The organism is Pseudomonas sp. No.117 (assembly GCF_054558395.1).
Genome location: NZ_BAAJNP010000002.1, coordinates 629,587 through 651,549 on the forward strand (window position 1 = coordinate 629,587; position 21,963 = coordinate 651,549).

The 21,963-nt window shown below is 67.2% G+C and carries 20 protein-coding genes; 14 read left to right on the forward strand and 6 right to left on the reverse strand.

The annotated features are described in order from the left end of the window. Nucleotides 1-84: 84 nt before the first annotated feature. Genes dapE through ACYJP6_RS06340 form a run of 3 tightly spaced genes read left to right on the forward strand, consistent with a single transcriptional unit; the run spans nt 85 to nt 2,425 of the window. Nucleotides 85-1,227, forward strand: a complete 1,143-nt coding sequence (gene dapE, locus ACYJP6_RS06330) for a succinyl-diaminopimelate desuccinylase (protein ID WP_459474195.1) — start codon at nt 85-87, stop codon at nt 1,225-1,227. Beyond that, nucleotides 1,224-2,036, forward strand: coding sequence for a putative RNA methyltransferase (locus tag ACYJP6_RS06335; RefSeq protein WP_459474196.1), 813 nt, complete (start codon nt 1,224-1,226; stop codon nt 2,034-2,036). The genes dapE and ACYJP6_RS06335 overlap by 4 nt, the downstream gene beginning before the upstream one ends. A 5-nt stretch (nt 2,037-2,041) precedes the next feature. Continuing rightward, nucleotides 2,042-2,425: a hypothetical protein gene (locus ACYJP6_RS06340; protein ID WP_459474197.1), complete on the forward strand. Its 384-nt coding sequence runs from the start codon at nt 2,042-2,044 to the stop codon at nt 2,423-2,425. 41 nt (nt 2,426-2,466) lie between these two features. On the opposite strand, the gene ACYJP6_RS06345 is transcribed toward ACYJP6_RS06340, so the two are convergent. Continuing rightward, the gene (locus ACYJP6_RS06345) at nt 2,467-2,679 is read right to left on the reverse strand and encodes a cold-shock protein (RefSeq protein ID WP_145010562.1); all 213 of its coding nucleotides are present in this window, start codon (nt 2,677-2,679) and stop codon (nt 2,467-2,469) included. A gap of 373 nt (nt 2,680-3,052) precedes the next feature. On the opposite strand from ACYJP6_RS06345, the gene plsB reads away from it, so the two are divergent. From plsB to ACYJP6_RS06365, 4 genes are all read left to right on the forward strand, one after another. Beyond that, the gene (plsB, locus tag ACYJP6_RS06350) at nt 3,053-5,563 is read left to right on the forward strand and encodes a glycerol-3-phosphate 1-O-acyltransferase PlsB (RefSeq protein WP_459474198.1); all 2,511 of its coding nucleotides are present in this window, start codon (nt 3,053-3,055) and stop codon (nt 5,561-5,563) included. A gap of 48 nt (nt 5,564-5,611) precedes the next feature. Further along, nucleotides 5,612-6,094, forward strand: a complete 483-nt coding sequence (locus ACYJP6_RS06355) for a YbaY family lipoprotein (protein ID WP_459474199.1) — start codon at nt 5,612-5,614, stop codon at nt 6,092-6,094. A 68-nt stretch (nt 6,095-6,162) separates the two neighbouring features. Beyond that, entirely contained in the window at nt 6,163-6,888 is a 726-nt protein-coding gene (locus ACYJP6_RS06360) for a helix-turn-helix transcriptional regulator (RefSeq protein WP_459474200.1), read from the forward strand. Nucleotides 6,889-6,978: 90 nt separating this feature from the next. Beyond that, nucleotides 6,979-7,923: a DMT family transporter gene (locus tag ACYJP6_RS06365; protein ID WP_459474201.1), complete on the forward strand. Its 945-nt coding sequence runs from the start codon at nt 6,979-6,981 to the stop codon at nt 7,921-7,923. A 30-nt stretch (nt 7,924-7,953) separates the two neighbouring features. Here ACYJP6_RS06365 and ung read toward each other — a convergent pair whose 3' ends face one another. From ung to ACYJP6_RS06385, 4 genes are all read right to left on the reverse strand, one after another. After that, nucleotides 7,954-8,646, reverse strand: a complete 693-nt coding sequence (ung, locus tag ACYJP6_RS06370) for a uracil-DNA glycosylase (protein WP_459474202.1) — start codon at nt 8,644-8,646, stop codon at nt 7,954-7,956. Between the two features lie 65 nt (nt 8,647-8,711). Further along, nucleotides 8,712-9,014, reverse strand: a complete 303-nt coding sequence (locus ACYJP6_RS06375) for a hypothetical protein (RefSeq protein WP_459474203.1) — start codon at nt 9,012-9,014, stop codon at nt 8,712-8,714. A gap of 79 nt (nt 9,015-9,093) precedes the next feature. Beyond that, the gene (locus ACYJP6_RS06380; RefSeq protein WP_459474204.1) at nt 9,094-9,549 is read right to left on the reverse strand and encodes an NUDIX hydrolase; all 456 of its coding nucleotides are present in this window, start codon (nt 9,547-9,549) and stop codon (nt 9,094-9,096) included. A gap of 52 nt (nt 9,550-9,601) precedes the next feature. Next, nucleotides 9,602-10,723, reverse strand: coding sequence for a glycerophosphodiester phosphodiesterase (locus ACYJP6_RS06385; protein WP_459474205.1), 1,122 nt, complete (start codon nt 10,721-10,723; stop codon nt 9,602-9,604). A gap of 143 nt (nt 10,724-10,866) precedes the next feature. On the opposite strand from ACYJP6_RS06385, the gene ACYJP6_RS06390 reads away from it, so the two are divergent. The 7 genes from ACYJP6_RS06390 (at nt 10,867) to ACYJP6_RS06420 (ending at nt 20,347) form a co-directional block, all read left to right on the forward strand. After that, nucleotides 10,867-11,082 carry a cysteine-rich CWC family protein gene (locus ACYJP6_RS06390; protein ID WP_042138526.1) on the forward strand — a complete coding sequence of 72 codons (216 nt, stop codon included), beginning with the start codon at nt 10,867-10,869 and terminating at the stop codon, nt 11,080-11,082. After that, complete coding sequence (locus ACYJP6_RS06395; RefSeq protein WP_459474206.1) at nt 11,082-11,786, forward strand: 16S rRNA pseudouridine(516) synthase; 705 nt, start codon at nt 11,082-11,084, stop codon at nt 11,784-11,786. The genes ACYJP6_RS06390 and ACYJP6_RS06395 overlap by 1 nt, the downstream gene beginning before the upstream one ends. Before the next feature lie 60 nt (nt 11,787-11,846). Next, on the forward strand, nt 11,847-12,818 hold the full coding sequence (locus tag ACYJP6_RS06400) for an aldo/keto reductase (RefSeq protein ID WP_459474207.1): 972 nt from the start codon (nt 11,847-11,849) through the stop codon (nt 12,816-12,818). Nucleotides 12,819-12,887: 69 nt separating this feature from the next. Then, on the forward strand, nt 12,888-13,814 hold the full coding sequence (gene rlmF / locus ACYJP6_RS06405; protein WP_459474208.1) for a 23S rRNA (adenine(1618)-N(6))-methyltransferase RlmF: 927 nt from the start codon (nt 12,888-12,890) through the stop codon (nt 13,812-13,814). A 484-nt stretch (nt 13,815-14,298) separates the two neighbouring features. Then, a complete protein-coding gene (gene mqo, locus ACYJP6_RS06410) occupies nt 14,299-15,936 on the forward strand; it encodes a malate dehydrogenase (quinone) (RefSeq protein ID WP_459474209.1) in 1,638 nt (545 codons plus the stop codon). Between the two features lie 268 nt (nt 15,937-16,204). Beyond that, nucleotides 16,205-18,844: an MGH1-like glycoside hydrolase domain-containing protein gene (locus ACYJP6_RS06415; protein ID WP_459474210.1), complete on the forward strand. Its 2,640-nt coding sequence runs from the start codon at nt 16,205-16,207 to the stop codon at nt 18,842-18,844. A 120-nt stretch (nt 18,845-18,964) separates the two neighbouring features. Then, nucleotides 18,965-20,347: a GGDEF domain-containing protein gene (locus ACYJP6_RS06420; protein WP_459474211.1), complete on the forward strand. Its 1,383-nt coding sequence runs from the start codon at nt 18,965-18,967 to the stop codon at nt 20,345-20,347. Between the two features lies 1 nt (nt 20,348). Here the strand turns inward: ACYJP6_RS06420 and ACYJP6_RS06425 are convergent, their stop codons facing one another. Continuing rightward, the gene (locus ACYJP6_RS06425; RefSeq protein WP_459474212.1) at nt 20,349-20,741 is read right to left on the reverse strand and encodes a hypothetical protein; all 393 of its coding nucleotides are present in this window, start codon (nt 20,739-20,741) and stop codon (nt 20,349-20,351) included. Nucleotides 20,742-21,963: the final 1,222 nt, after the last annotated feature.

Here is a 21,963-nt window from a genome sequence, read left to right on the forward strand (position 1 = left end):
GAAGGCTTTCCGCAAAAGCCACAGTATAGGTTTTCCTTTACCATACCGCTCCCCCTGAACCCTAGCTGCCTCCCGGGACCCGCCATGACCACCGCCCTCACCCCCACCCTGGAACTCGCCTGCGACCTGATCGGCCGGGCCTCGGTCACGCCGCTGGACGAAGGCTGCCAGGCGCTGATGATGCAGCGCCTGGAGCGCCTGGGCTTCGCCCTCGAGCCCCTGCGCATCGAGGAGGTGGACAACTTCTGGGCGCGCCGTGGCGGCGAGGGTCCGGTGCTGTGCTTCGCCGGTCACACCGACGTGGTGCCTACCGGTCCGCTGGAAGCCTGGCAGCAGGCGCCCTTCAACGCCCACGTGGATGCCGACGGCATGCTGCGCGGCCGTGGCGCTGCCGACATGAAGGGCAGCCTGGCGAGCATGATCATCGCCGTGGAGCGCTTCGTCGCCGACCATCCCGACCATCGCGGTGCCATCGCCTTCCTCATCACCAGCGACGAGGAAGGTCCGGCGCTGCACGGCACCCGCGCCGTGGTGGAACGCCTGCGCGAACGCGGCGAGCGGCTGGACTGGTGCATCGTCGGCGAGCCTTCCAGCACCCGGCTGCTGGGCGACGTGGTCAAGAACGGGCGTCGCGGCTCGCTCAATGGTCGCCTGACCGTGCGCGGCAAGCAGGGCCACGTGGCCTATCCGCACCTGGCGCGCAACCCCATCCATTTGGCGGCCCAGGCCCTGGCCGATCTAGCCGCCGAGCAGTGGGACCAGGGCAACGCCTTCTTCCCGCCCACCAGCTTCCAGATCTCCAACCTCAATTCCGGTACCGGCGCCGGCAACGTGGTGCCGAGCGAGCTGCAGGCGCTATTCAATTTCCGCTTCTCCACCGAATCCACCGTGGAAGGCCTGCAGGCCCGGGTCGAGGCCCTCCTCGACCGGCATGGCCTGGACTGGCACATCGACTGGTCGCTGTCCGGCCTGCCCTTCCTCACCGAACCGGGCGACCTGCTCGACGCCGTCTCGGCCAGTGTGGAAGCCGTCACCGGTTACCGCCCCGAAGCTTCCACCAGCGGCGGCACCTCGGACGGCCGCTTCATCGCCACCCTGGGCGCCCAGGTGGTGGAACTGGGTCCGGTCAATGCCACCATCCACCAGGTGGACGAGCACGTGCTGGCCAGCGACCTGGACCTGCTGACCGAGGTCTACTACGGCACCCTGGTACGGTTGCTGGCATGAAGCTGATCTGTCCGCTCTGCCAGGCCCCCTTGGCCGAACTCGACGGCGGCGTCGGCTGCCCCGTCGGCCATAGGTTCGACCGTGCCCGCCAGGGCTATCTGAATCTGCTGCCCGTGCAGCACAAGAAGAGCCTGGACCCCGGCGACAACGCCGCCATGGTCGAGGCGCGCCGGCGCTTTCTCGATACCGGCCACTACGCCCCCCTGGCCGAGCGCCTGGCGCAGCTGGCCGCCGAACGCGCGCCCGAGCGCTGGATCGACGTGGGCTGTGGCGAAGGCTTCTACACCGCACGGCTGGCCCAAGCCCTGCCCGCGACGGATGGCTACGCCCTGGACATCTCCCGCGAGGCGGTGCGCCGCGCCTGCCGGCGCACCCCGGCGCTGAGCTGGCTGGTGGCGAGCATGGCGCGCCTGCCGCTGCCGGACGCCAGTTGCCAGCTGCTGGCCAGCGTCTTCAGCCCCATCGACTGGAGCGAAGCCCAGCGCGTGCTGGTGCCTGGTGGCGGCATCCTGCGCCTGGGTCCGGCCAGCGCCCACCTGCTGGAGTTGCGTCAGCGGCTCTACGACGAGGTGCGCGACTACGCCGAAGACAAGCACCTGCAGGATCTGCCGCCGGGGCTGGAACTGGCCCACAGCGAAGGGCTCGAATTCGTGCTGCCGCTGGCCGAGCGCCAGACCCGCGAGGATCTGCTGGCCATGACCCCCCACGGCTGGCGGGTCAATGCCGAGCGCCGCGAGCGGGTCCTCGCCGAGCCCTTCGAGGTGCGGGTGGCAGTACGTTACGATTGGATCGTCAAATCCGGAGCCTAAGCCACATGCGCCAGCCCGATATCGAAATCTACCTCAAGGACGTCGACCAGGAAGCCGTCTCCGCCTGGCTCGAGCAGGTGTTCGCCATGCCCTGCGCCTGGGAGGCCCGCGGGCAGACCTTCAAATGCACCCTGCGCTATGGCGGCGAGTCCATTCCGGTCACCTGGCTGCCGAAGGCCGTGGGCAAGTGGCATAGCCTGTTGCTGGAAAGCGATGTATCGCCCTGGGTGGACGACCTGGCCTGCGCGCGCGATGCCTATGACGCCTTGCAGGTGCAGGTGCGTTGCGCGCCGAGTGGCTGGAGCGAGGAAGAGGAGGAGGAAGCCGCCGATCGCTGGCTGAAGGTGACGGACGCGGGCGTGGAAGAGATCGTCTGGCGGACCGAATGATGCAGGGTCGCGAGGAGCCCTGAGCTCCTCGCGCAGTAGGCTTACACCCGGGCGACGTCTTCGGCCTGCAGGCCCTTCTGGCCCTCGATCACCGAGAACTCCACCTGCTGGCCTTCGACCAGGGAGCGGTGACCTTCACCGCGAATGGCGCGGTAGTGAACGAACACGTCGGCACCGCCTTCGCGTTGAATGAATCCATAGCCCTTGGCGTCATTGAACCACTTGACGGTCCCGGTTTCGCGTTGCTCACCCATCACATCTCTCCGAAGCTTTCTGGATTTCCTATCCCCGACCATCGCCGTGTGGGCGATCGGGTTGCCTTGTTATATCGGTGTAGAGCCTTCGCCGGACCGGCCACCGGGGTTGGCGGCCTTGGTCCGGGCAGCGGCAGGAGGCCTGCCGACAGCTTATGAAGCATGGCTTTCCTGGCAAAAGCAACGTTCTTTACGCAAAGTGCCATCACTGCTGGAAGCCGCGCCAGCGCCGGCTTTTCGACGATTTAGGCGGCATTTTTTCGACAGTGGGGACAAGCGAGCGACTGCTGGGTCGAAGTCTGCATAACAGGGGCGGTTTTACGCCCGCCAGGCCATCCGGCACACTGCCGCCTCGTCAATCCGGTAGCCCTCCATGACTCGTTCGCCGCTGCGCCTGCTGGCCTTCTCGCTGCTCAAGCGCCTGCTCTATCTCTGGGTCCGCTCGGAAACCACCCAGGCAGCCAGCCTGCTCAGCCGCATCGACCCCAGCAAACCGGTGCTCTATGTGCTGCCCGAGGCCTCGCTGAGCGACCTGGCGGTGCTCGACCGCGAATGCCGCAAGGCTGGCCTGCCGCGGCCCCTGCGTCCGTTGGTGCTGGGCAGCAGGACCGAACCCCTGGCCTACTTCAACGCCATCGGCAAGGCGGACTGGCGCGGTCGCCAGGCGCGCCGCTCGGTGCCGCCGACCCTGCGACGGGTGGTGACGGCGCTGACCGAGCAGGGGCTGACTGACGTCCAGCTGGTGCCGGTCAGTGTCTTCTGGGGCCAGTCGCCGGATCGCGAGACCAGCCCCTGGAAGCTGCTCTGGGCGGACAACTGGGTAGTGACCGGCCGGCTGCGCAAGCTGGCGCGCATCCTGGTGCTGGGCCGGCTGACCCGGGTGCAGTTCTCCAAGCCGCTGTCGCTGGGTGCCCTGGCCATTCAGCGGCCGGACCCGCAACGCCTGGAGCGCCTGGTGATGCGCCAGTTGCGTATCCACTTCCGCAACGCGCGCCAGGCGGTGATCGGCCCGGATCTGTCGCACCGGCGTACCCTGCTACGCGGCCTGCTGCGGGCGCCCCAGGTCAAGGCGACCATCGCCCGCGAGATCGCCCAGCGCAAGGCCACGCCGGGGCGCATCGAGGACGAGGCGGCGCACTATGCCCGGGAGATCGCCTCGGACTTCTCCTATCCGGTGGTGCGCTGCCTGGACGTCGGCCTGCGCTGGTTCTGGAACAGCATCTATGACGGCGTGACGGTCAGCCACATCGAGCGGATCCAGGAGATGGCGCCGGGGCATACCGTGGTCTACGTACCCTGCCACCGCAGCCACATCGACTACCTGCTGCTCTCCTACCTGCTGTTCCAGAATGGCCTGACCCCGCCACACATCGCCGCCGGCATCAACCTGGACATGCCGGTGGTGGGCAACATCTTGAGACGCGGCGGCGCCTTCTTCATGAGGCGCAGCTTCAAGGGCAACGCCCTCTATGCCGCGGTGTTCAACGAATACCTGCACAGCCTGTTCAGCCGCGGCTTCTCCACCGAATACTTCGTCGAGGGTGGCCGCTCGCGTACCGGCCGCACCCTGCAGCCACGTACCGGCATGCTGGCCATGACCCTGCGCAGCTTCCTGCGCGACTCCCGCCGCCCCATCGTCTTCGTGCCGGTGTACATCGGCTATGAGAAGGTCTTCGAGGGTCGTACCTACCTGGGCGAATTGCGCGGTGCGGCGAAGAAGAAGGAGTCCATCTTCGATCTGGTCAAGGTGTTCGGCGCCCTGCGCCAGAGATTCGGTCGGGTCTGGGTCAACTTCGGCGAACCCATTCCGCTGCAGGGCTTTCTCGATGCGCGGCGTCCGGGCTGGCGCGACGAGCCCCTCGACGAGGATTTCAAGCCCGCGTGGTTCAACCCGGTCACCCATGAACTGGGCGAACGGGTGGTCCGGCGGATCAATGCCGCCGCGGCGGTCACCCCGGTCAACCTGGTGGCCCTGGCGTTGCTCTCGACCCATCGCCAGGCGCTCGACGAAGGCGCCCTGGTGCGCGCCATCGATCTCTACCTGGATCTCCTGAAGCGGGTGCCCTACTCCACCAGCGTCACCCTGCCCGAAGGGGATGGCCAGAGCATCATCGAGGAGGTCCGCGCTCTGGGTTTTCTCGCCGAGCAGCAGGACGCCCTGGGGCGCATCCTCTACCTGGACGAGCAGAACGCGGTGCTGATGACCTACTACCGCAACAACGTCCTGCACCTCTTCGCCATCCCGGCGCTGATCGCCAGCTTCTTCCAGAACACCGGGCGGATGAGCCGCGAGCTGATCCACCGTTTCGCCCTGGCGCTCTACCCCTACCTGCAGGCCGAGCTGTTCATCCACTGGGAACGCGAGGAGCTGCCGCTGGTGCTGGACGGCTGGCTGGAAGCCATGGTGGAACGCGGCCTGCTGCGGATCGAGGACGATGTCTTCGTCCGGGCAGCGCCCAGCTCACGGCAATTCGTGCGCCTGACCCTGCTGGCGCGCGCCATCCTGCAGACCCTGCAGCGCTACTACATGACCACCGCTCTGATCCTCAACCACGGCCAGAACAGCCTGACCGCGCCGCAGCTGGAGGAGCTGTGCACGGTGATGGCCCAGCGGCTGTCGGTGCTGCATGGTCTCAACGCGCCGGAATTCTTCGACAAGTCGCTGTTCCGCCACTTCATCCAGACGCTGCTGGCCGAGGGCGTGCTGCGCAAGGCCGACGACGGCACCCTGGGCCATCACGAACTGCTCGGCGAACTGGCGGAGGGCGCGGGCAAGCGGGTACTACCCGCCGAGATTCGCCTGTCGATCCGCCAGGTGGCCCTGGATCGACCCGACGCCCCTGACCTGCCGGACCCGGAATCACCCGCCGTCATCGGCAACTAAGGGTGCCTGCGCGGGTCACAGCAGTCGATTTCAACCTAGGATCCACCCATGAAGAGAATCGCCACCCTGCTCGCCACCTTGCTGCTGCTCAGCGCCTGTAGCGGACTGCGCCCCGGCCCCGCGACGCCGCCACCTTCGACGGGCCAGCCCCTGCCGCCGACCGAGCAGCCGCAGACCACGACGCCAGGCGTACCGGCCCAGCCGAGCATGACCAGCCTCAGCGGCCAGGCCACCTTCACCGCCAGCGAGCCGGTGCCGCCCACCGCCAAGCTCACCGTCAGCCTCTACAGTGCCAGCGCTGGCGACACTCCGGCCGGTCGTCTTGCCCAGCGCACCCTGTTCGTCAAGCAGCAGGGCCAGGTGCCCTTCCGCCTCGACTACGCTCCCTCCCGGGTCAAGAGCGGCGAGCGCTACCTGCTCAGCGGCCGCATCCTCCTCGGTGGTCGTCCGCTGTACCTGACCCAGGATCCGGTGGCCGTCGACCTGGGCAACGGTGGCGAGGTCGAGTTACCGCTGCAGCCGGTACGCTAGGGCGCGAAGACACCGGGGCCGCGTGCTAGAATCGTCGCCAGCGACGTAACCGAGCACCGAGGTGCGCCTTGACCCCACGCCTCGCCATCAAGAGCTACCAGGGCGAACACCAGCCCCATGCCCATGCCTTCGCCCAGTTGGTGCTGCCCATCCAGGGCGGCATGGAGCTGGAGGTCGAAGGGAGCCGCGGCGCGCGCCTGCATACCGGCCTGGCCGCCCTGGTGGCGCCCGGGTGCGCCCATGCCCAGCAATCGGCGCCCGACAGCCGCTTCCTGGTGATCGACTGCGCCAGCGACTGGCTGCCCACCCCGATCCTGGATAGCGCCCGGCAGCAGCCCTGCCTGACCATCCCGCCAGCGGCGCGGCAACTGGTCGCCTTCGCCGAACTGACCCCGGCGGCAGCCCTCGTCCAGCAGGCCGGCGACCTGACCCGCCTGCTGCTGGCCTCCCTCGCCGCTCCTGCCGCGACCTCGGCCTTCGACCGCCTACTGGCGCAGGTGGCCGCCCAGCCCGCCGGCGACTGGCGCAACCCGGTCATGGCGCGCCTGGCGGGGGTCGGCCTGAGCCGCCTGCACCTGCTCTTCCACCAGCGCTTCGCCCAGACGCCCCAGGCCTGGCTGACCGACCTGCGGCTGCAGCAGGCCCAGCGCTGGCTGGGTGATAGTCGCCTGCCCATCGCCGAGATCGCCCTGCGGGTCGGCTTCGCCGATCAAGCCGCCCTGACCCGCGCCATGACCCGTCGCCAGGGCATCAGCCCGGCCGCCTGGCGGCGCGGCCAGCGCGTGCCTGGATAACGCAGTCCAGGTAAAAAACTCCGCAGTCTCGCGCAAGACCGACCCGCGCCGCCCTCGCCACACTGCAGGCGAATCGGTGGAGACGGCGCGATGCAGGAACGAGCACTATCGGCAACGGGTATCGGCTACGGGCTGGCGGCAGGCCTGTGCTGGGGCGTGATCTTCCTGGCCCCGGCGCTGGTACCGGACCTCAGCGGCGCCCAGTTCGCCGTGCTGCGCTTCCTCTGCTATGGCCTGGTGGCCCTGGCACTGCTGCTGCCGCGCTGGCGCGCCCTGCGGCCGAACCTGACCCCCGGGGATGGCAGGCGGCTGTTCTGGCTCGCCCTGATCGGCAACCTGGGCTACTACACCCTGGTCGGCGTGGGGGTGAAGCAAGCCGGGATCGCGGCGACCACCCTGATCGTCGGCCTGATTCCGCTGCTGGTGGCCCTCGCCGGACAGCGTGACGCCGGCGCCGTGGGCTTCGGCCGGCTCTGGCCGTCGCTCGGCTGCGCCTTGCTCGGCGTGGCCCTGATCAGCTACGAGACGCTGACCACGACCGCCATCGGCGCCCACCCCGTCCTGGGCCTGCTGTGCGCCTGTGGTGCCCTGCTGGCCTGGAGCTGGTTCGCGGTGGTCAACACCCGTCGATTGGCCAGGACGTCCATCGGTGCCCACGACTGGGGGCTGTTGCTCGGCAGCGTGACCGGGCTCCAGGCCCTGCTGGCCGCGCCCCTGCTGCTGGGCCCGGAGCTGGCACGGCGGGCGCCCACCGACTGGTCGCAGCCGCTGCTGGTGGCCGCGGGCGTGGCCCTGCTCGCCTCGATCATCGGCGGCGCCTGCTGGAACCAGGCCAGTCGCCGGCTGCCCCTGACCCTGAGCGGCCAGGCCATCGTCATCGAGACCCTGGCTTCGCTGCTCTACGGCTTCCTGTGGAACAGGCGCTTGCCGACCCTGCTGGAGACCCTGGCCATCATGCTGCTGCTGCTCGGGACGAGCTGGTGCCTGCAATGCCACCGGCGGCGACCGCCGACAACGTTGCTGGGGGCGGCCTAAGCGGGAGGGGCCTGGGCGTGCGGGCCCGTGCTACGCCAGCGGCGGCAGGGCCCAGTCGATGGGGGAGAGACCGGCATTGCGCAGGAATTCATTGGTGCGGCCGAAGTGGCCGTTGCCGATGAAGCCGCGGTGGGCCGACAGCGGCGAGGGGTGCGCCGACTTGAGGATCAGGTGCTTCTGCGGATCTATGAGGTTCTGCTTGCCCTGGGCATGGCTGCCCCAGAGCAGGAACACCAGGTTCTCGCGCTCGGCGCTGACCACCTCGATGATGCGGTCGGTGAATCTGTGCCAGCCGGCCTTGGCATGGGAACCGGCGTTGGCCTGTTCCACCGTCAGCGAGGTGTTGAGCAGCAGCACGCCCTGCTCCGCCCAGTGCTGCAGATAGCCGTGGGTGGGGATGGGCAGGTTGAGGTCGCGCTTGAGCTCCTTGAAGATGTTCTGCAGGGAGGGCGGGGCCGGCACGCCGGGCTGTACCGAGAAACTCAGGCCATGGGCCTGCCCCGGGCCGTGGTAGGGATCCTGGCCGAGTATGACCACCTTCACCTGGTCTAGAGGGGTGGTATTAAGGGCATTGAAGATCAGCGGACCGGGCGGGTAGATGACCTTGCCCGCCGCCTTCTCCCGCCGCAGGAATTCGCTCAGCTGGCGCATGTAGGGCTGCTCGAACTCGTCGCGCAGCGCGGCTTTCCATTGGGGGTCGAGCTTGATGCGATCGTCGTCCACGCGTCGGATTCCTGGTCAAGACAAGGGCAGCACCCTAGAAAAGCCGGCTGCCCCTGTCAAACCCGTTACCAACGCGGACCGTAGCGCGGGCCCCAACCGGGCGGACCATAGCCCGGACGTGGCCCCCACCCAGGCGGCCCCCAACCGGGACCCGGGCCCCAATGCGGCGGCGGGGGCGGCGGTAGCGGCCGATAGTAGTAGCCGTAGCCATAGGGCCGCACGATGACCGCGGGCGGCGGATAGGCCGGGGTGCCGTAGAAGACCGCCGCGGGCGGCGCCGGACGGCTGTAGTAGCGCGGGGACGTGTCGTAGACGGTGCAGCCGGTGAAGGTCAGGGCACAGAGCGACGCCAAGAGGAAATGGCGCATGGGAGATCTCCAGAACGGCCCGGATGGGCCTGGAGAAAGCTTAAGCCGAGTGCCTGTCCCCTGCTCGCTTATCGCACGTTCATTCAGCCGGGATTAAGAGACGCCCGTCGCCACCCTCACGCGCGCCCAGGTAGTCGCGCAGGCGTTCTTGCAGATGGGGCACGCCCTGGGGATGGGCGAGGAAATCGGCGATGGTCATCAGGCGCCAGTCCTGGCCTTCGTCGCCAAAGCGGATGGCGGCGATCTCGGCGGCATCCAGCCGGCCGGCGAACAGCCAGCTGGGCAGGCGGCCTGGCTCGCGCGGGGCATAGCACCGCCCCCAGGTCAGCCGCGCCTCGTCCAGCACCAAGCCGAATTCCTCCTCCAGCTCGCGCAGGGCGCAGCGCGCGGGCGTCTCCCCGTCTTCGCGACCGCCGCCGGGCAGGTCCCAGAGGCCGGGCCAGGGAATGTCCGGCTTGTCGTCACGCTGATAGACCAGGATCTGGTCGTCGCAGAGCAGCGCCAGCTTGGCACCGTTGAAGGCTTCGATGGACATGGCAGGGTTTCCAGTGAGAAGGGGGGAGACCGACCGGCCTCCCCGCCCGGGTTCAGTAACCGAGCTGCTTGAGCAGGGCCCCCGGCGCCTGCTTGGCAGGACGCTCGTAGAACTTCAGCAACTCGGCGCTGCGGTTGCTGAAGAAACCGTCCACGCCGCGGGGCGCCAGGCGAGCGAAGTCCGTCGCCGAGTCCACGGTGTAGGCATGCACCAGCAGGCCGCGCTCGTGGGCCACGTCGTTCATCCAGGGCTTCACCAGGTCGGCATAGCTCTGGTCGCCACCCTCTTCCAGGGCGGCCGAGGGCCCGATGCCGATGGCGCCATGGGCCTTGGCCCATTCGAGCCAGGCGGTGAAGTCACCCTCGGAACGCACCTGTTGCTTGGCATAGTAGGCCGCCTTGCTCGCCTCGCCCGAGTCGGCGTAGCTCGGTCCCGCCTTGGCCGGGATGTAGTCGTCACCCAGCCACAGCAGCAGGATCTTCGGCGTGTTGGGCATTTCCTTCTGCAGCAGTTCCAGGCTGCTCTTCTCGAAGGTCTGCAGGATTACGCGCCCGGGCATGGCCGCCACGCCGGTGGCGCCGGCCTTGGGTTGGCCCAGCCAGCCGCGCTGGGTCAGCTTGGCCTTGAGGTCGCGCTCGATGCCGGGAAACAGCTTGGGCTGCTTGGTCTCGATATAGAGACCCGGCTTGTGGCGACCACCTTCGGCGATGTCGATGACCTCGTCGAGGGTGAGGATCCTGAGTCCGGCGAACGTCGGCCGGGCACGGTCGGGATGGGCCTGGTTGAACCAGCTGCCGGCGTCCAGGGACTTGAGTTCGGCCAGGGTGAACTGGCTGACCGGCGCCTTGGCGCGCTCCGGAAATTTCTTGGCGACGTCCGTGGTGCGCTCCAGGGTGTCGTCGTGCAGGGCAATGAGCTGACCGTCCTTGGTGCGCTGCAGGTCCAGCTCGAGATAGTCGGCGCCGAGCTCCCGCGCCACCAGGTAGGCCGGGGCGGTGGATTCGGGCGCGTCGAAGGAGGCGCCGCGGTGGGCGATCACCGCCGGCCAGGGAATGCCGGCCTGGCGGGCCAGGGTCTGGCCGATATCGCCTTCGGTGGCCAGCGCCAGCTGGCTGACCAGCAGGGTGCCGGGAATGAGGGTACGGATCAGGGTACGCAGAGCAGTTATTGTCATGGGTTCCTCGGGTGGTCCGACGATCGGAGCTAGGATGCAGCTTGCACCCCGGATGCGACAGTACGCAGACCCCCAGCGTAGCGGACGTTATCCAGGTCGCAATTTCCGGTACTCTGCCGCCCGCTTCGCCCGACGAGATCACCATGGCTGCATCGCTTACCCCCTTCGATCCCACCCGCTGCCCGCTGTGCGGCCAGGCCAACAGCTGCGCCCTGGCGGCCGGTGGCGAGCTCCGCGACTGCTGGTGCCTGCAGACGCCGATGGATCCCGCCGCCCTGGAACGCCTGCCCGCGGAAGAGCGTGATCGACGCTGCCTCTGCCCGGCCTGCGCGGCCGGCGTCGCCGACGAGCCTTGCTGATGCGTCTGGATCGCTGGCTGGGCAACCGACCCGAGCTGGGCCGCCAACTCGCCCGGCGCCTGCTCGCGGAAGGTCGGGTAAGGGTCAACGGCGCCACCACCCTGCAGGCCGCCCAGGAGGTGTTCGCCTTCGATCGCATCGAGGCCGATGCCTGCCTGCTGCAGGACGGTCCCGGCGGCCGCTACCTGATGCTGCACAAGCCGCGCGGCTGCGTGAGCGCCACCGTCGACGCGCGCCATGCCACGGTGCTGGACTGTCTCGCGCCGGACCAGCGCGCCGATCTGCACCTGACCGGACGGCTGGACTTCAACACCACCGGCCTGCTGCTGCTCACCAACGACGGCCAGTGGTCGCGCGGCCTGAGTCATCCGCGCCACAAGCAGACCAAACGCTACCGGGTCACCACCGCCGAGGTCATCCCCCAGCACCTGGTCGCGGCCTTTGCCGAGGGTCTCTACTTCGCCTACGAAGACCTCACCACCCAACCGGCGCGGCTGGAGCTGCTGGACGAGCACAACGCCTACCTGACCCTGGTCGAAGGTCGCTATCACCAGGTCAAGCGCATGTTCGGTCGCTTCGGCATCGAGGTCATCGCCCTGCACCGCGATCGCATCGGCAGCCTGGTACTGGATCCGGCACTGGCCGAGGGCGACTGTCGTCCACTCACGCCCGCAGAGGTGGCGCTGCTACGTCCGGCGGACTAGGGGAACAGGACCACGCTGACGTCGGTCGGGATGCAGACACGCACCACCCGGAGACCTCTCATGCGTATCGACATCCCCTCCCTCGGTTTCGGCGGCGCCCCGCTGGGCAACATGTTCCGCGAGGTCAGTGAGGCCGATGCCCGAGCGACCCTCGAAGCCGCCTGGGACGCCGGCATCCGCCTCTATGACACCTCGCCACACTATGGCGCCGGCCTTTCCGAGCGCCGCTTCGCCGAGGTGCTGGCCGACAAGCCGCGCGACGACTTCGTGCTCTGCAGCAAGGTCGGCCGGCTGCTGGAGCCCGCCGACCAGCCGGAAAACGCCCCGCCGTTCGTCAATGAACTGCCCTTCAAGCGGGTGCTCGACTATTCCGCCGATGGGGCCCGCCGCTCTATCGAAGACAGCCTGGAACGGCTGAAGACCGACCGCCTCGACCTGGTCTGGATCCATGACCTTTCCGAAGACCAGCACGGCCCGGCCTGGCGCGACTACTTCGCCCAAGCCATGCAGGGCGCGGCCAAGGCCCTCACCGAGATGCGCGAGGAAGGCCTGATCATGGGCTGGGGCCTGGGCGTCAACCTGGTGGAGCCCTGCCGCCTGGCGCTGGAACAGAGCGATCCCGACGCCTTCCTGCTGGCCGGGCGCTATTCGCTGCTGGACCATCGCGAAGCCCTGGATACCCTCTTCCCCGAGTGCGAACGCCGCGGTGTGGGCATCGTCGTGGGCGGGCCCTTCAACTCCGGACTGCTCGCCGGCGGCAAGCACTACAACTATGCCGAGGCCGAGCCGGCGCTGCGCCGCAAGGTCGAGCTGATCGAGGGTGTCTGCCAGGATCACGGAGTGGATATCCGCGCCGCGGCCCTGCAATTTTGCCTCGCCCATCCCACCGTGGCCGCCACCATTCCCGGCAGCAGCAAGCCGGAGCGGGCCCGACAGAACGCCGAGCTATTGCGCGCATCCATCCCGGCCGCTTTCTGGCGCAACCTGCGCGAGATCGGCGTGCTGCCCGAAGATGCCCCGACCCCGGCGTGAGCCCCCCATGTGAGTCCAAGGGGCGGCTGTGCTAGGCTCGCCGCCCCCTTTTCCATCTCGTCCGTCGCCATGACCTCGCCCCGCCGGCCCCTGCCGGGCCGCCCCGCTCCCCTGCATCCGCGCAATCGCCACCAGGGCAGCTACGACTTTCCGGCCCTGATCCGCGTGAGCCCCGCGCTCAGACCTTTCGTGGCACCGACGCCGCGGGGCAACCTGTCCATCGACTTCACCGATCCCCAGGCGGTCCGGGCGCTCAACCGCGCCCTGCTGGCCTTGCACCATGGCGTACGCGACTGGGATATCCCCGCCGACTTCCTCTGCCCGCCGATTCCTGGCCGGGCCGACTATCTGCATCACCTGGCCGATCTGTTGGCCGAAGGCAATGGCGGCAAGCTGCCGCGCGGGGAAAGGGTTCGCCTGCTGGACGTGGGGACCGGCGCCAATGGCGTCTATCCGCTGATCGGTTTCAAGGAGTACGGCTGGCACTTCGTCGGCAGCGACATCGCTCCGGCGGCGCTGGACGCCTTCGGCCGCACCCTGGCCGCCAATCCGGATTGCGCGGCGGCCATCGAACTGCGCCGCCAGCCCGATCCCCAGGCGATCTTCGCCGGCATCCTGCAGCCCGGTGAGCAGTACGCCGCCACCCTGTGCAACCCGCCCTTCCATGCCAGCCCCAACGACGCCGTGCGTGGCAGCCAGCGCAAGTGGAAGAACCTGGGCAAGACCACCGGCAAGCAGGTGCCCCTGCTCAACTTCGGTGGCCAGGCGGCCGAACTCTGGTGTCCAGGCGGCGAGGCGGCCTTCATCGAGCGGATGATCCGCGAGAGCCGCACCTTCGCCAGCCAGGTCGGCTGGTTCACCTGCCTGGTGTCCAAGGCCAGCAACCTGCCGGTGCTGCAAGCCGCGCTGCGCTGTGAACAGGCCAGGGAAACGCGGGTGGTGGCCATGGCGCAAGGCCAGAAGCAGAGTCGCTTTCTCGCCTGGCGCTTCGCCTAGCCGGCCAGGCCCGGCGCCCGCCGGGTGCGGCGGGCCACGACCCTTCGGCGGCTTTCTGACCGGTTTCGTCGGGGCTGGGCCCCCTGCGTCCGCGGCTCGCGCACAGCCCGGGGGCGCCTGCGGGAAGACCTGGCGGGGATTCGATGGGGATTAGACTAAAGGCTAATAGCCAAACCTAATGAATTCCGGGCTAGGCATTCCTACCCCTTGTCATTAAAATGCCCGGCAACAAAAACGCCACGCGCACGCAGCCGCGCCCGAGACACCTGGTCTCCGGTCAGCCGTTGCCGAGGCCGCGTATTGCGTTTTTGCTCCGACCCCTCCGGTGGTTCACGAGAGAGGGGCGGTGGAGGGACAAGAACCTGCCCTTGCGTGTTTCTGGCTGCATTCTGCCTTGCCCACTGCACATCCACCCATGTGCCATGGTGCCGCACCGCACCGAAACTCGATAAGCAGACACAGCTTCTATCGATTGAGAGACCACATGTTGAAGAAAATGACTGGCGCGCTGCTCGGCATGGCCATCGCCTCCGCCCTGGGCACCGCACATGCCGAAGACGTCAAGAAGGTCGACGTCCTGCTGATCGGCGGTGGCATCATGAGTTCCACCCTGGGCATCTGGCTGAACGAGCTGGAGCCGACCTGGACCATGGAAATGGTCGAGCGCCTGGACAAGGTCGCCGACGAGAGCTCCAACGGCTGGAACAACGCCGGTACCGGCCACTCCGCCCTGGCCGAGCTGAACTACACCCCCGAAGACAAGGACGGCAAGGTCAGCATCTCCAAGGCCATCGAGATCAACGAGGCCTTCCAGATCTCCCGTCAGTTCTGGTCCTGGCAGGTCAAGAACGGCGTCCTCAAGGACCCGAAGAGCTTCATCAACAGCACCCCGCACATGAGCTTCGTCTGGGGTGACGAGAACATCGCCTTCCTGAAGAAGCGCTACGAGGCCCTCAAGGCCAGCCCGCTGTTCTCCGGCATGCAGTATTCCGAGGATCCCGCGCAGATCAAGCAGTGGGTCCCGCTGATGATGGAAGGCCGCGATCCTCAGCAGAAGATCGCCGCCACCTGGAGCCCGCTGGGTACCGACGTCAACTTCGGCGAGATCACCCGCCAGTTCGCCGCCAACCTGCAGTCCAAGCCGAACTTCAAGCTGAACCTGTCCAGCGAAGTCGAGAACATCACCCGCAATGCCGACGGCAGCTGGCGCGTGGAGTACAAGAACGTCAAGGACGGCAAGAAGACCGAGACCGACGCCAAGTTCGTCTTCATCGGTGCCGGCGGCGGTGCCCTGCACCTGCTGCAGAAGTCGGGCATTCCCGAAGCGAACGACTACGCTGGCTTCCCGGTGGGCGGTTCCTTCCTGGTCACCGACAACCCCGAGATCGCCCAGCAGCACCTGGCCAAGGCCTATGGCAAGGCTTCGGTCGGCGCGCCGCCGATGTCGGTTCCGCACCTGGATACCCGCATGCTCGATGGCAAGCGCGTGATCCTGTTCGGGCCCTTCGCCACCTTCTCCACCAAGTTCCTCAAGCAGGGTTCCTACCTGGACCTGCTGACCAGCACCAACACCCACAATGCCTGGCCGATGGTCCGCGTGGGCGTGGCCGAATACCCGCTGGTGGAATACCTCGCCGGTCAGCTGATGCTGTCGGATGACGATCGCCTGGCCGCCCTGCGCGAGTACTTCCCCAACGCCAAGAAGGAAGACTGGCGCCTGTGGCAAGCCGGTCAGCGCGTGCAGATCATCAAGCGCGACGCCGACAAGGGTGGCGTGCTGAAGCTCGGCACCGAGATCGTCGCCGCCAAGGACGGCAGCATCGCCGGCCTGCTGGGCGCTTCCCCGGGTGCCTCCACCGCCGCGCCGATCATGCTGAGCGTGCTGGAGAAGGTGTTCAAGGACAAGGTCGCCACCCCGGAGTGGCAGGCCAAGCTGCACCAGATCGTGCCCAGCTACGGCACCAAGCTGAACAGCGACCCCGAGCGCGTGCAGCAAGAGTGGAACTACACCGCCGAGGTGCTGCAACTGGCCACCCCGCCGGTCGCCACCGGCGCCCAGAACGCCAAGCCGACGGTCGCCGCCCCGCGCGCCGACAAGGCCGCCAACGACATGGCGCTCTGATCGCCCGCCGGCCCGCTGTCGTGCAGCGGGCCGATGCCTGGCACGCAAAGCCCCACCCCCTCCAGGGCGTGGGGCTTTTTTTCGCCTGGCTTTCGACCCTTGCCCCGGCCTGCCACGGGTACTCACCCTGTGATGGAAAACGCAACGGCGTGAATTTTTTCGTCGCGGGCAGGCACTAAAATGGCAAGGATGCGCCAGGCAAGGTCCCTGCGCGCCACCCTGGTGATCTATCCTCGAGCTTTAACCGTTACCTGAATCTGGAGACACGATGACGGCACATCCCGCCCCGGGCATCCTGCATACCCGAGAAGGCCAGCGCCTGGCTGACACCGACGCCGCCGCCTGGCGGCAGTGGGGGCCCTACCTGAGCGAGCGCCAGTGGGCCACGGTCCGTGAAGACTACAGCGCCGACGGCGACGCCTGGCGCTACTTCCCCCACGACCATGCGCGCAGCCGTGCCTACCGCTGGGGCGAGGATGGCCTCGCCGGCTTCTGCGACCAGGCCCAGCACTGGTGCCTGGGTATCGCCCTGTGGAACGAGCGCGACCCCTTCCTCAAGGAGCGCCTGTTCGGCCTGACCAATGCCGAAGGTAACCACGGCGAAGACGTCAAGGAGCTCTACTTCTACCTGGACGGCGTGCCGAGCCACGCCTACCAGAAGATGCTCTACAAGTATCCCCACGCCGCCTTCCCCTATGCCCAGCTCACCGAGGAGAACGCCCGGCGCGGCCTGGAGGATCGCGAATACGAGATCCTCGATACCGGCGTCTTCGCCGAGAACCGCTACTTCGACGTCACCGTCGAATACGCCAAGCACACCCCAGACGACATCCTCATGCGGGTGACCGTGGAAAACCGTGGCGCCGAGCGCGCCAGCCTGCGGGTGCTGCCGCAGATCTGGTCGCGCAACACCTGGGCCTGGACCGGCACGCCACCGCGTTCCATGCTCAGCCTCGAAGGCGAGCAGGTGCGCGCCAGCTACTTCGACCGCCCCGACCTGGTCGTCACGGCCTGGGGCCCGCGCGAGGCGGAGTGGCTATTCTGCAACAACGAAACCAACCTGCCCCGCCTCACCGGCGAGAGCGCCGAAGGCCCCTTCAAGGACGGCATCAACGACTACGTGGTGCGCGGCGCCCGGGAGGCGATCCGCCGGGACTTCGGCAGCAAGGCGGCCGCCCACTTCACCGTCGAGCTGGAAGGCGGCGCCAGCACCGTGGTCTACCTGCGCCTGGCACCCACCAACGCCCCGGCGGTGGACGCCGACGCAGTCTTTGCCGAGCGCATCGCCGAAGCCGATGCCTTCTACGCCGCCCTGCAGGAAAAGATCAGCGATCCCGACGCCCGCCTGGTGCAGCGCCAGGCCCTGGCCGGCCTGCTCTGGTCCAAGCAGCTCTATTATTTCGAGGTCAATCGCTGGCTCGACGGCGATCCGGCCCAGCCCACGCCGCCGGCCCAACGCCAGCGCATCCGCAACGGCCACTGGCGGCACCTGCTCAATTTCGACATCGTCTCCATGCCGGACAAGTGGGAGTATCCCTGGTACGCCTCCTGGGACCTGGCCTTCCAGGCAGTGGCCTACGCATTGATCGATCCCGGCTTCGCCAAGCAGCAGCTGCTGCTCCTGGTGAAGGACAGGTTCATGCACCCCAACGGGCAGTTGCCGGCCTACGAGTGGAACTTCGAGGACGCCAACCCGCCGGTACATGCCTGGGCCACCTGGCACGTCTACCTGCAGGAAAAATCCCTGACCGGCGTCGGCGACCGGGCCTTCCTCGAGCGCGTCTTCCACAAGCTGCTGCTCAACTTCTCCTGGTGGATCAACCGCAAGGACACCGAAGGCCGCAACATCTTCCAGGGCGGCTTCCTCGGGCTGGACAACATCGCCCTCTTCGACCGCTCGGCGCCGCTGCCCGAGGGTTACCACCTGGACCAGGCCGACGGCACCGCCTGGATGGCCGCCTACGCCCTCGACCTGATGCGCATCGCCCTGGAACTGGCCAAGGAAAACCCGGTGTACGTCGACCTGGGGGTGAAGTTCTTCGAGCACTTCCTGCACATCGCCGGGGCCATCAACCACAGCGACGAGCGGGAAGACGGCCTCTGGGACGACCAGGACGAATTCTTCTACGACGTGCTGCACAAGCCGGACGGCAGCGCCGAACCGCTACGGCTGAGATCCATCGTTGGACTCATCCCGCTGTTCGCGGTGCAGGTGCTGGAGCAGCGCGAGCACGAAGGGCTGCCCGGCCTGGGCGGTCGCCTGCGCGGCTTCCTGCGGCAACGCCCGGATCTCGCGCGGCTGGTCTCGCGCTGGACCGAACCCGGCCAGGGCAATAGATTCCTGCTCTCGCTGTTGCGCGGCCATCGCACCAAGCTGCTGCTCAAGCGCATGCTCGACGACGGCGAATTCCTCTCCGCCTACGGCATCCGTTCCCTGTCCAAGGCCCATGCCGACAAGCCCTTCGAGATGCGCCAGGCCGACGGCAACCTGCTCAGCGCCCGCTACCAGCCGGCGGAATCGGACTCCCGGCTCTACGGTGGCAATTCCAACTGGCGCGGGCCGCTGTGGATGCCGATCAACTACATGCTCATCGAGTCGCTGCACGAATTCCACCGCTACTACGCCGACAACTTCTCGGTGGAATACCCCAGCGGCTCGGGCTACCTAGCCAACTTGGAAGAAGTGGCCGACGGCCTCAGCCAGCGGCTGACGCGGCTGTTCCTCAAGGACGCCGACGGCCGCCGCCCGAGCATGGTCGACTACCCGCAGTTGCAAGACGATCCGCGCAGCCGTGACCTGGTGCTGTTCCACGAGTACTTCCATGGCGAGAATGGCCGCGGCCTGGGCGCTTCGCACCAGACCGGCTGGAGCGCGCTGGTGGCGCTGCTGCTGCAACCCCGGCGCTGACAGCAATCCCGAGGGGCCGGCCGCCAGCCGCCCCCTCGGCCGATTGTGCGAGAGGCACGGTTTTCCTCCGCCCCGCGGGATACTATGCTCAAGCCTGAGACCCCGCCTTCGCGAGCCCGCATGACTCCCCCCGATGACGCCCGCCGTCTCCACGCCCTAGGTGAGTTGCAGATTCTCGATAGCGGTGTCGAATCCGCCTACGAGGACATCGTCGCCCTGGCCTGCCAGCTGACCCGCGCACCAGCGGCCTTCGTCACCCTGGCCGACCGGCATCGCCTGTGGTTCAAGGCGTGCCAGGGGGTGGTGGTGGACGAGATCCCCCTCGAATCCTCGCTCTGTCACCTGGCGATCCTCACCCCCCGGCAGCCCTTCGCGGTGGAAGACCTGCGGGAAGATCCGCGGGTCGCGCACCTGCGAGCGGCCCCGGGCCTGGAGAAGATGCGGGCCTACCTGGGCATCCCGCTGCTCGACCGGCATGGCGTGGCCCTGGGCACGCTCTGCGTGATGGACGACCGCGTCCGCCGCTTCGAGACCGCCCAGATCACCAACCTGCAACGGCTGGCCCGCCAGGTCACCCTCCTGCTGCAGCAGCGCGAGACCCTGCACCGGCTGGAAGAGCTGGACATCAACTTCTCCGCCTTCATGAACAACGGCCCCTTCGTCGCCTACATCAAGGATAAGGACTGGCGCTTCTCGTACGTCAACGAACCCTTCCTGCAGCAACTCGGCCTGACCCGCGACGAGGTCATCGGCAAGGACGATTTCGCCATCTGGCCGGAATCGGCGCCGCGCTTTCGCCAGGTCGACGAACAGGTCATGGGCGAACTCAAGCCGAGCCGACTCGTCGAGCACATGGCCGCCCACGACGGCCGACGCATCTTCTGGCAGTCCTACAAGTTTCCCCTGGTCACGCGCCAGGGCATCGCCCTGGCCGGCCTTTCGGTGGACGTCACCGAGCACATCGAGCAGCAGCACATGCTGGAGGCCTCGCAGCGGCAGTTGCTGGACATGATGCAGGCCGCCGAACAGCGCAGCGTCACCGACGCCCTGACCGGCCTCTACAATCGTCGCGCCTTCGACCTGCGCCTGGCGGAGCATCTGCTGCGCGCCGAGGAACAGCACAGCGCCCTGTCCATGCTGTTGATCGACGTGGATCACTTTAAGGCCTACAACGACGCCTTCGGCCACCAGGCCGGCGACACCGCGCTGCAGGCCGTGAGCCGCCTGCTGCTGCAGAGCTGTCGCGACAATGACGCCTGTTTCCGCTATGGCGGCGAGGAATTCGCCATCCTGCTGTCCGGCGCCGATCTCGCCGCGGCCCATCTGGTGGCCGAGCGCTGCCGCACGGCGGTGGCCCACCACGCCTGGTCACGCCGGCCCATCACCCTCAGCGTCGGCCTGGCCGCCCATGCGCCTGGCATGGACGCCTACACCCTCACCGAGGAGGCCGACCGGGCGCTCTATGCGGCCAAGGCGGCCGGACGCAATCGGGTGGTCGGCTAGGTCAGGGCACCACCTGGTAGTGGTTCTGCAGTTTTCCAGTCTTGCCGTCCAGGAACCACAGCCCCTCGGCTGCCTGCTTGACCACGTCGCACTCCCGGGGATACCCAGGCGAATCGATACAGATCTGCCCATCCGCCACCCGCCAGCGCTCGACCAACCGTTCCGTCCCCATGGTGAACACACTGGTGCCATCGGCCTTGAAAGTCTGGGTGACGCTTTCGCCCCCCATGCTTCGAGTCTGCAGGGTTTTCCCGACAATGGCGGCACGGATGCCAGCGTCGTCCAGCGTCACGGCGTTCGGCGGAGGCGGCTCGTGCCCGGGTCGCGGGCCACTGGCGCAGGCGGCGGTCAATATGAGGACAGGGACGAGCGACAGGGTCGATATCGAGTGCATGGCGAAGATCCTCCGGGAAGAGCCCTCACTGTGCTACCCGATCCGCTCACGCTCATCCTCCGAATGAAGGATGCCGGACGACAGAAAACAAAAAACCCGCCGAAGCGGGTTCTTTGTTGTGACCACCCCAACGTCCTGTCAGGTGCCATCCTGGCCTGGTCATCGTCCTTGACCTCAGAGCTGCGCATCCTGCGCGGCTGATGGGTGTAGATTACGCACCCTGCCAAAGTGGCGACATGGCCAGCTGACACCATCGCATGTAAGCCTTTCGCCATACCCCCTGGCGTGATCGACCCGAGCCGAGAAACTCCAGACAACAAAAAACCCGCCGAAGCGGGTTCTCTGTTGCGACCATCCCAACGTCCTGTCAGGCGCCATCCTGGCCTGGTCATCATCCTTGACCTCAGAGCTGCGCGTCCTGCGCGGCTGATGGGTGTAGATTACGCAGCCTGCTGGAGTGGCAACATGGCCAGCTGACACCATCGCATGTAAGCCTTTCGCCATACCCCCTGGCGTGATCGACCAAGGCCAAGAAATCCCGGGCAACAAAAAACCCGCCGAAGCGGGTTCTTTGTTGCGACCATCCCAACGTCCTGTCAGGTGCCATCCTGGCCTGGTCATCGTCCTTGACCTCAGAGCTGCGCATCCTGCGCGGCTGATGGGTGTAGATTACGCACCCTGCCAGAGTGGCGACATGGCCAGCTGACACCACTGCGTGTAAGCCTTTCGCCATACCCCCTGGCGTGATCGACCCGAGCCGAGAAACTCCAGACAACAAAAAACCCGCCGAAGCGGGTTCTTTGTTGCGACCATCCCAACGTCCTGTCAGGTGCCATCCTGGCCTGGTCATCGTCCTTGACCTCAGAGCTGCACATCCTGCGCGGCTGATGGGTGTAGATTACGCACCTTGCCGGAGTGGCGACATGGCCAGCTGACACCATCGCGTGTAAGCCTTTCGCCATACCCCCAGGGCTGATCGACCAAGGCCAAGAAATCCCGGACAACAAAAAACCCGCCGAAGCGGGTTCTCTGTTGCGACCATCCCAACGTCCTGTCAGGTGCCATCCTGGCCTGGTCATCGTCCTTGACCTCAGAGCTGCGCGTCCTGCGCGGCTGATGGGTGTAGATTACGCAGCCTGCCGGAGTGGCGACATGGCCAGCTGACACCATCACGTGTAAGCCTTTCGCCATACCCCCAGGGCTGATCGACCAAGGCCAAGAA

Excerpts from the sequence above, each read along its gene's own strand:
- ACYJP6_RS06400 (WP_459474207.1), top strand. The coding sequence starts at position 11,847 with ATGCGTATCGACATCCCCTCCCTCGGTTTCGGCGGCGCCCCGCTGGGC.
- dapE (WP_459474195.1), top strand. The coding sequence starts at position 85 with ATGACCACCGCCCTCACCCCCACCCTGGAACTCGCCTGCGACCTGATC.
- ACYJP6_RS06380 (WP_459474204.1), bottom strand. The coding sequence starts at position 9,549 with ATGTCCATCGAAGCCTTCAACGGTGCCAAGCTGGCGCTGCTCTGCGAC.
- ACYJP6_RS06375 (WP_459474203.1), bottom strand. The coding sequence starts at position 9,014 with ATGCGCCATTTCCTCTTGGCGTCGCTCTGTGCCCTGACCTTCACCGGC.
- ACYJP6_RS06395 (WP_459474206.1), top strand. The coding sequence starts at position 11,082 with ATGCGTCTGGATCGCTGGCTGGGCAACCGACCCGAGCTGGGCCGCCAA.
- ACYJP6_RS06385 (WP_459474205.1), bottom strand. The coding sequence starts at position 10,723 with ATGACAATAACTGCTCTGCGTACCCTGATCCGTACCCTCATTCCCGGC.
- plsB (WP_459474198.1), top strand. The coding sequence starts at position 3,053 with ATGACTCGTTCGCCGCTGCGCCTGCTGGCCTTCTCGCTGCTCAAGCGC.
- ACYJP6_RS06345 (WP_145010562.1), bottom strand. The coding sequence starts at position 2,679 with ATGGGTGAGCAACGCGAAACCGGGACCGTCAAGTGGTTCAATGACGCC.
- ACYJP6_RS06355 (WP_459474199.1), top strand. The coding sequence starts at position 5,612 with ATGAAGAGAATCGCCACCCTGCTCGCCACCTTGCTGCTGCTCAGCGCC.
- ACYJP6_RS06425 (WP_459474212.1), bottom strand. The coding sequence starts at position 20,741 with ATGCACTCGATATCGACCCTGTCGCTCGTCCCTGTCCTCATATTGACC.
- mqo (WP_459474209.1), top strand. The coding sequence starts at position 14,299 with ATGTTGAAGAAAATGACTGGCGCGCTGCTCGGCATGGCCATCGCCTCC.
- ACYJP6_RS06335 (WP_459474196.1), top strand. The coding sequence starts at position 1,224 with ATGAAGCTGATCTGTCCGCTCTGCCAGGCCCCCTTGGCCGAACTCGAC.
- rlmF (WP_459474208.1), top strand. The coding sequence starts at position 12,888 with ATGACCTCGCCCCGCCGGCCCCTGCCGGGCCGCCCCGCTCCCCTGCAT.
- ACYJP6_RS06415 (WP_459474210.1), top strand. The coding sequence starts at position 16,205 with ATGACGGCACATCCCGCCCCGGGCATCCTGCATACCCGAGAAGGCCAG.
- ACYJP6_RS06420 (WP_459474211.1), top strand. The coding sequence starts at position 18,965 with ATGACTCCCCCCGATGACGCCCGCCGTCTCCACGCCCTAGGTGAGTTG.
- ACYJP6_RS06365 (WP_459474201.1), top strand. The coding sequence starts at position 6,979 with ATGCAGGAACGAGCACTATCGGCAACGGGTATCGGCTACGGGCTGGCG.
- ACYJP6_RS06390 (WP_042138526.1), top strand. The coding sequence starts at position 10,867 with ATGGCTGCATCGCTTACCCCCTTCGATCCCACCCGCTGCCCGCTGTGC.
- ACYJP6_RS06340 (WP_459474197.1), top strand. The coding sequence starts at position 2,042 with ATGCGCCAGCCCGATATCGAAATCTACCTCAAGGACGTCGACCAGGAA.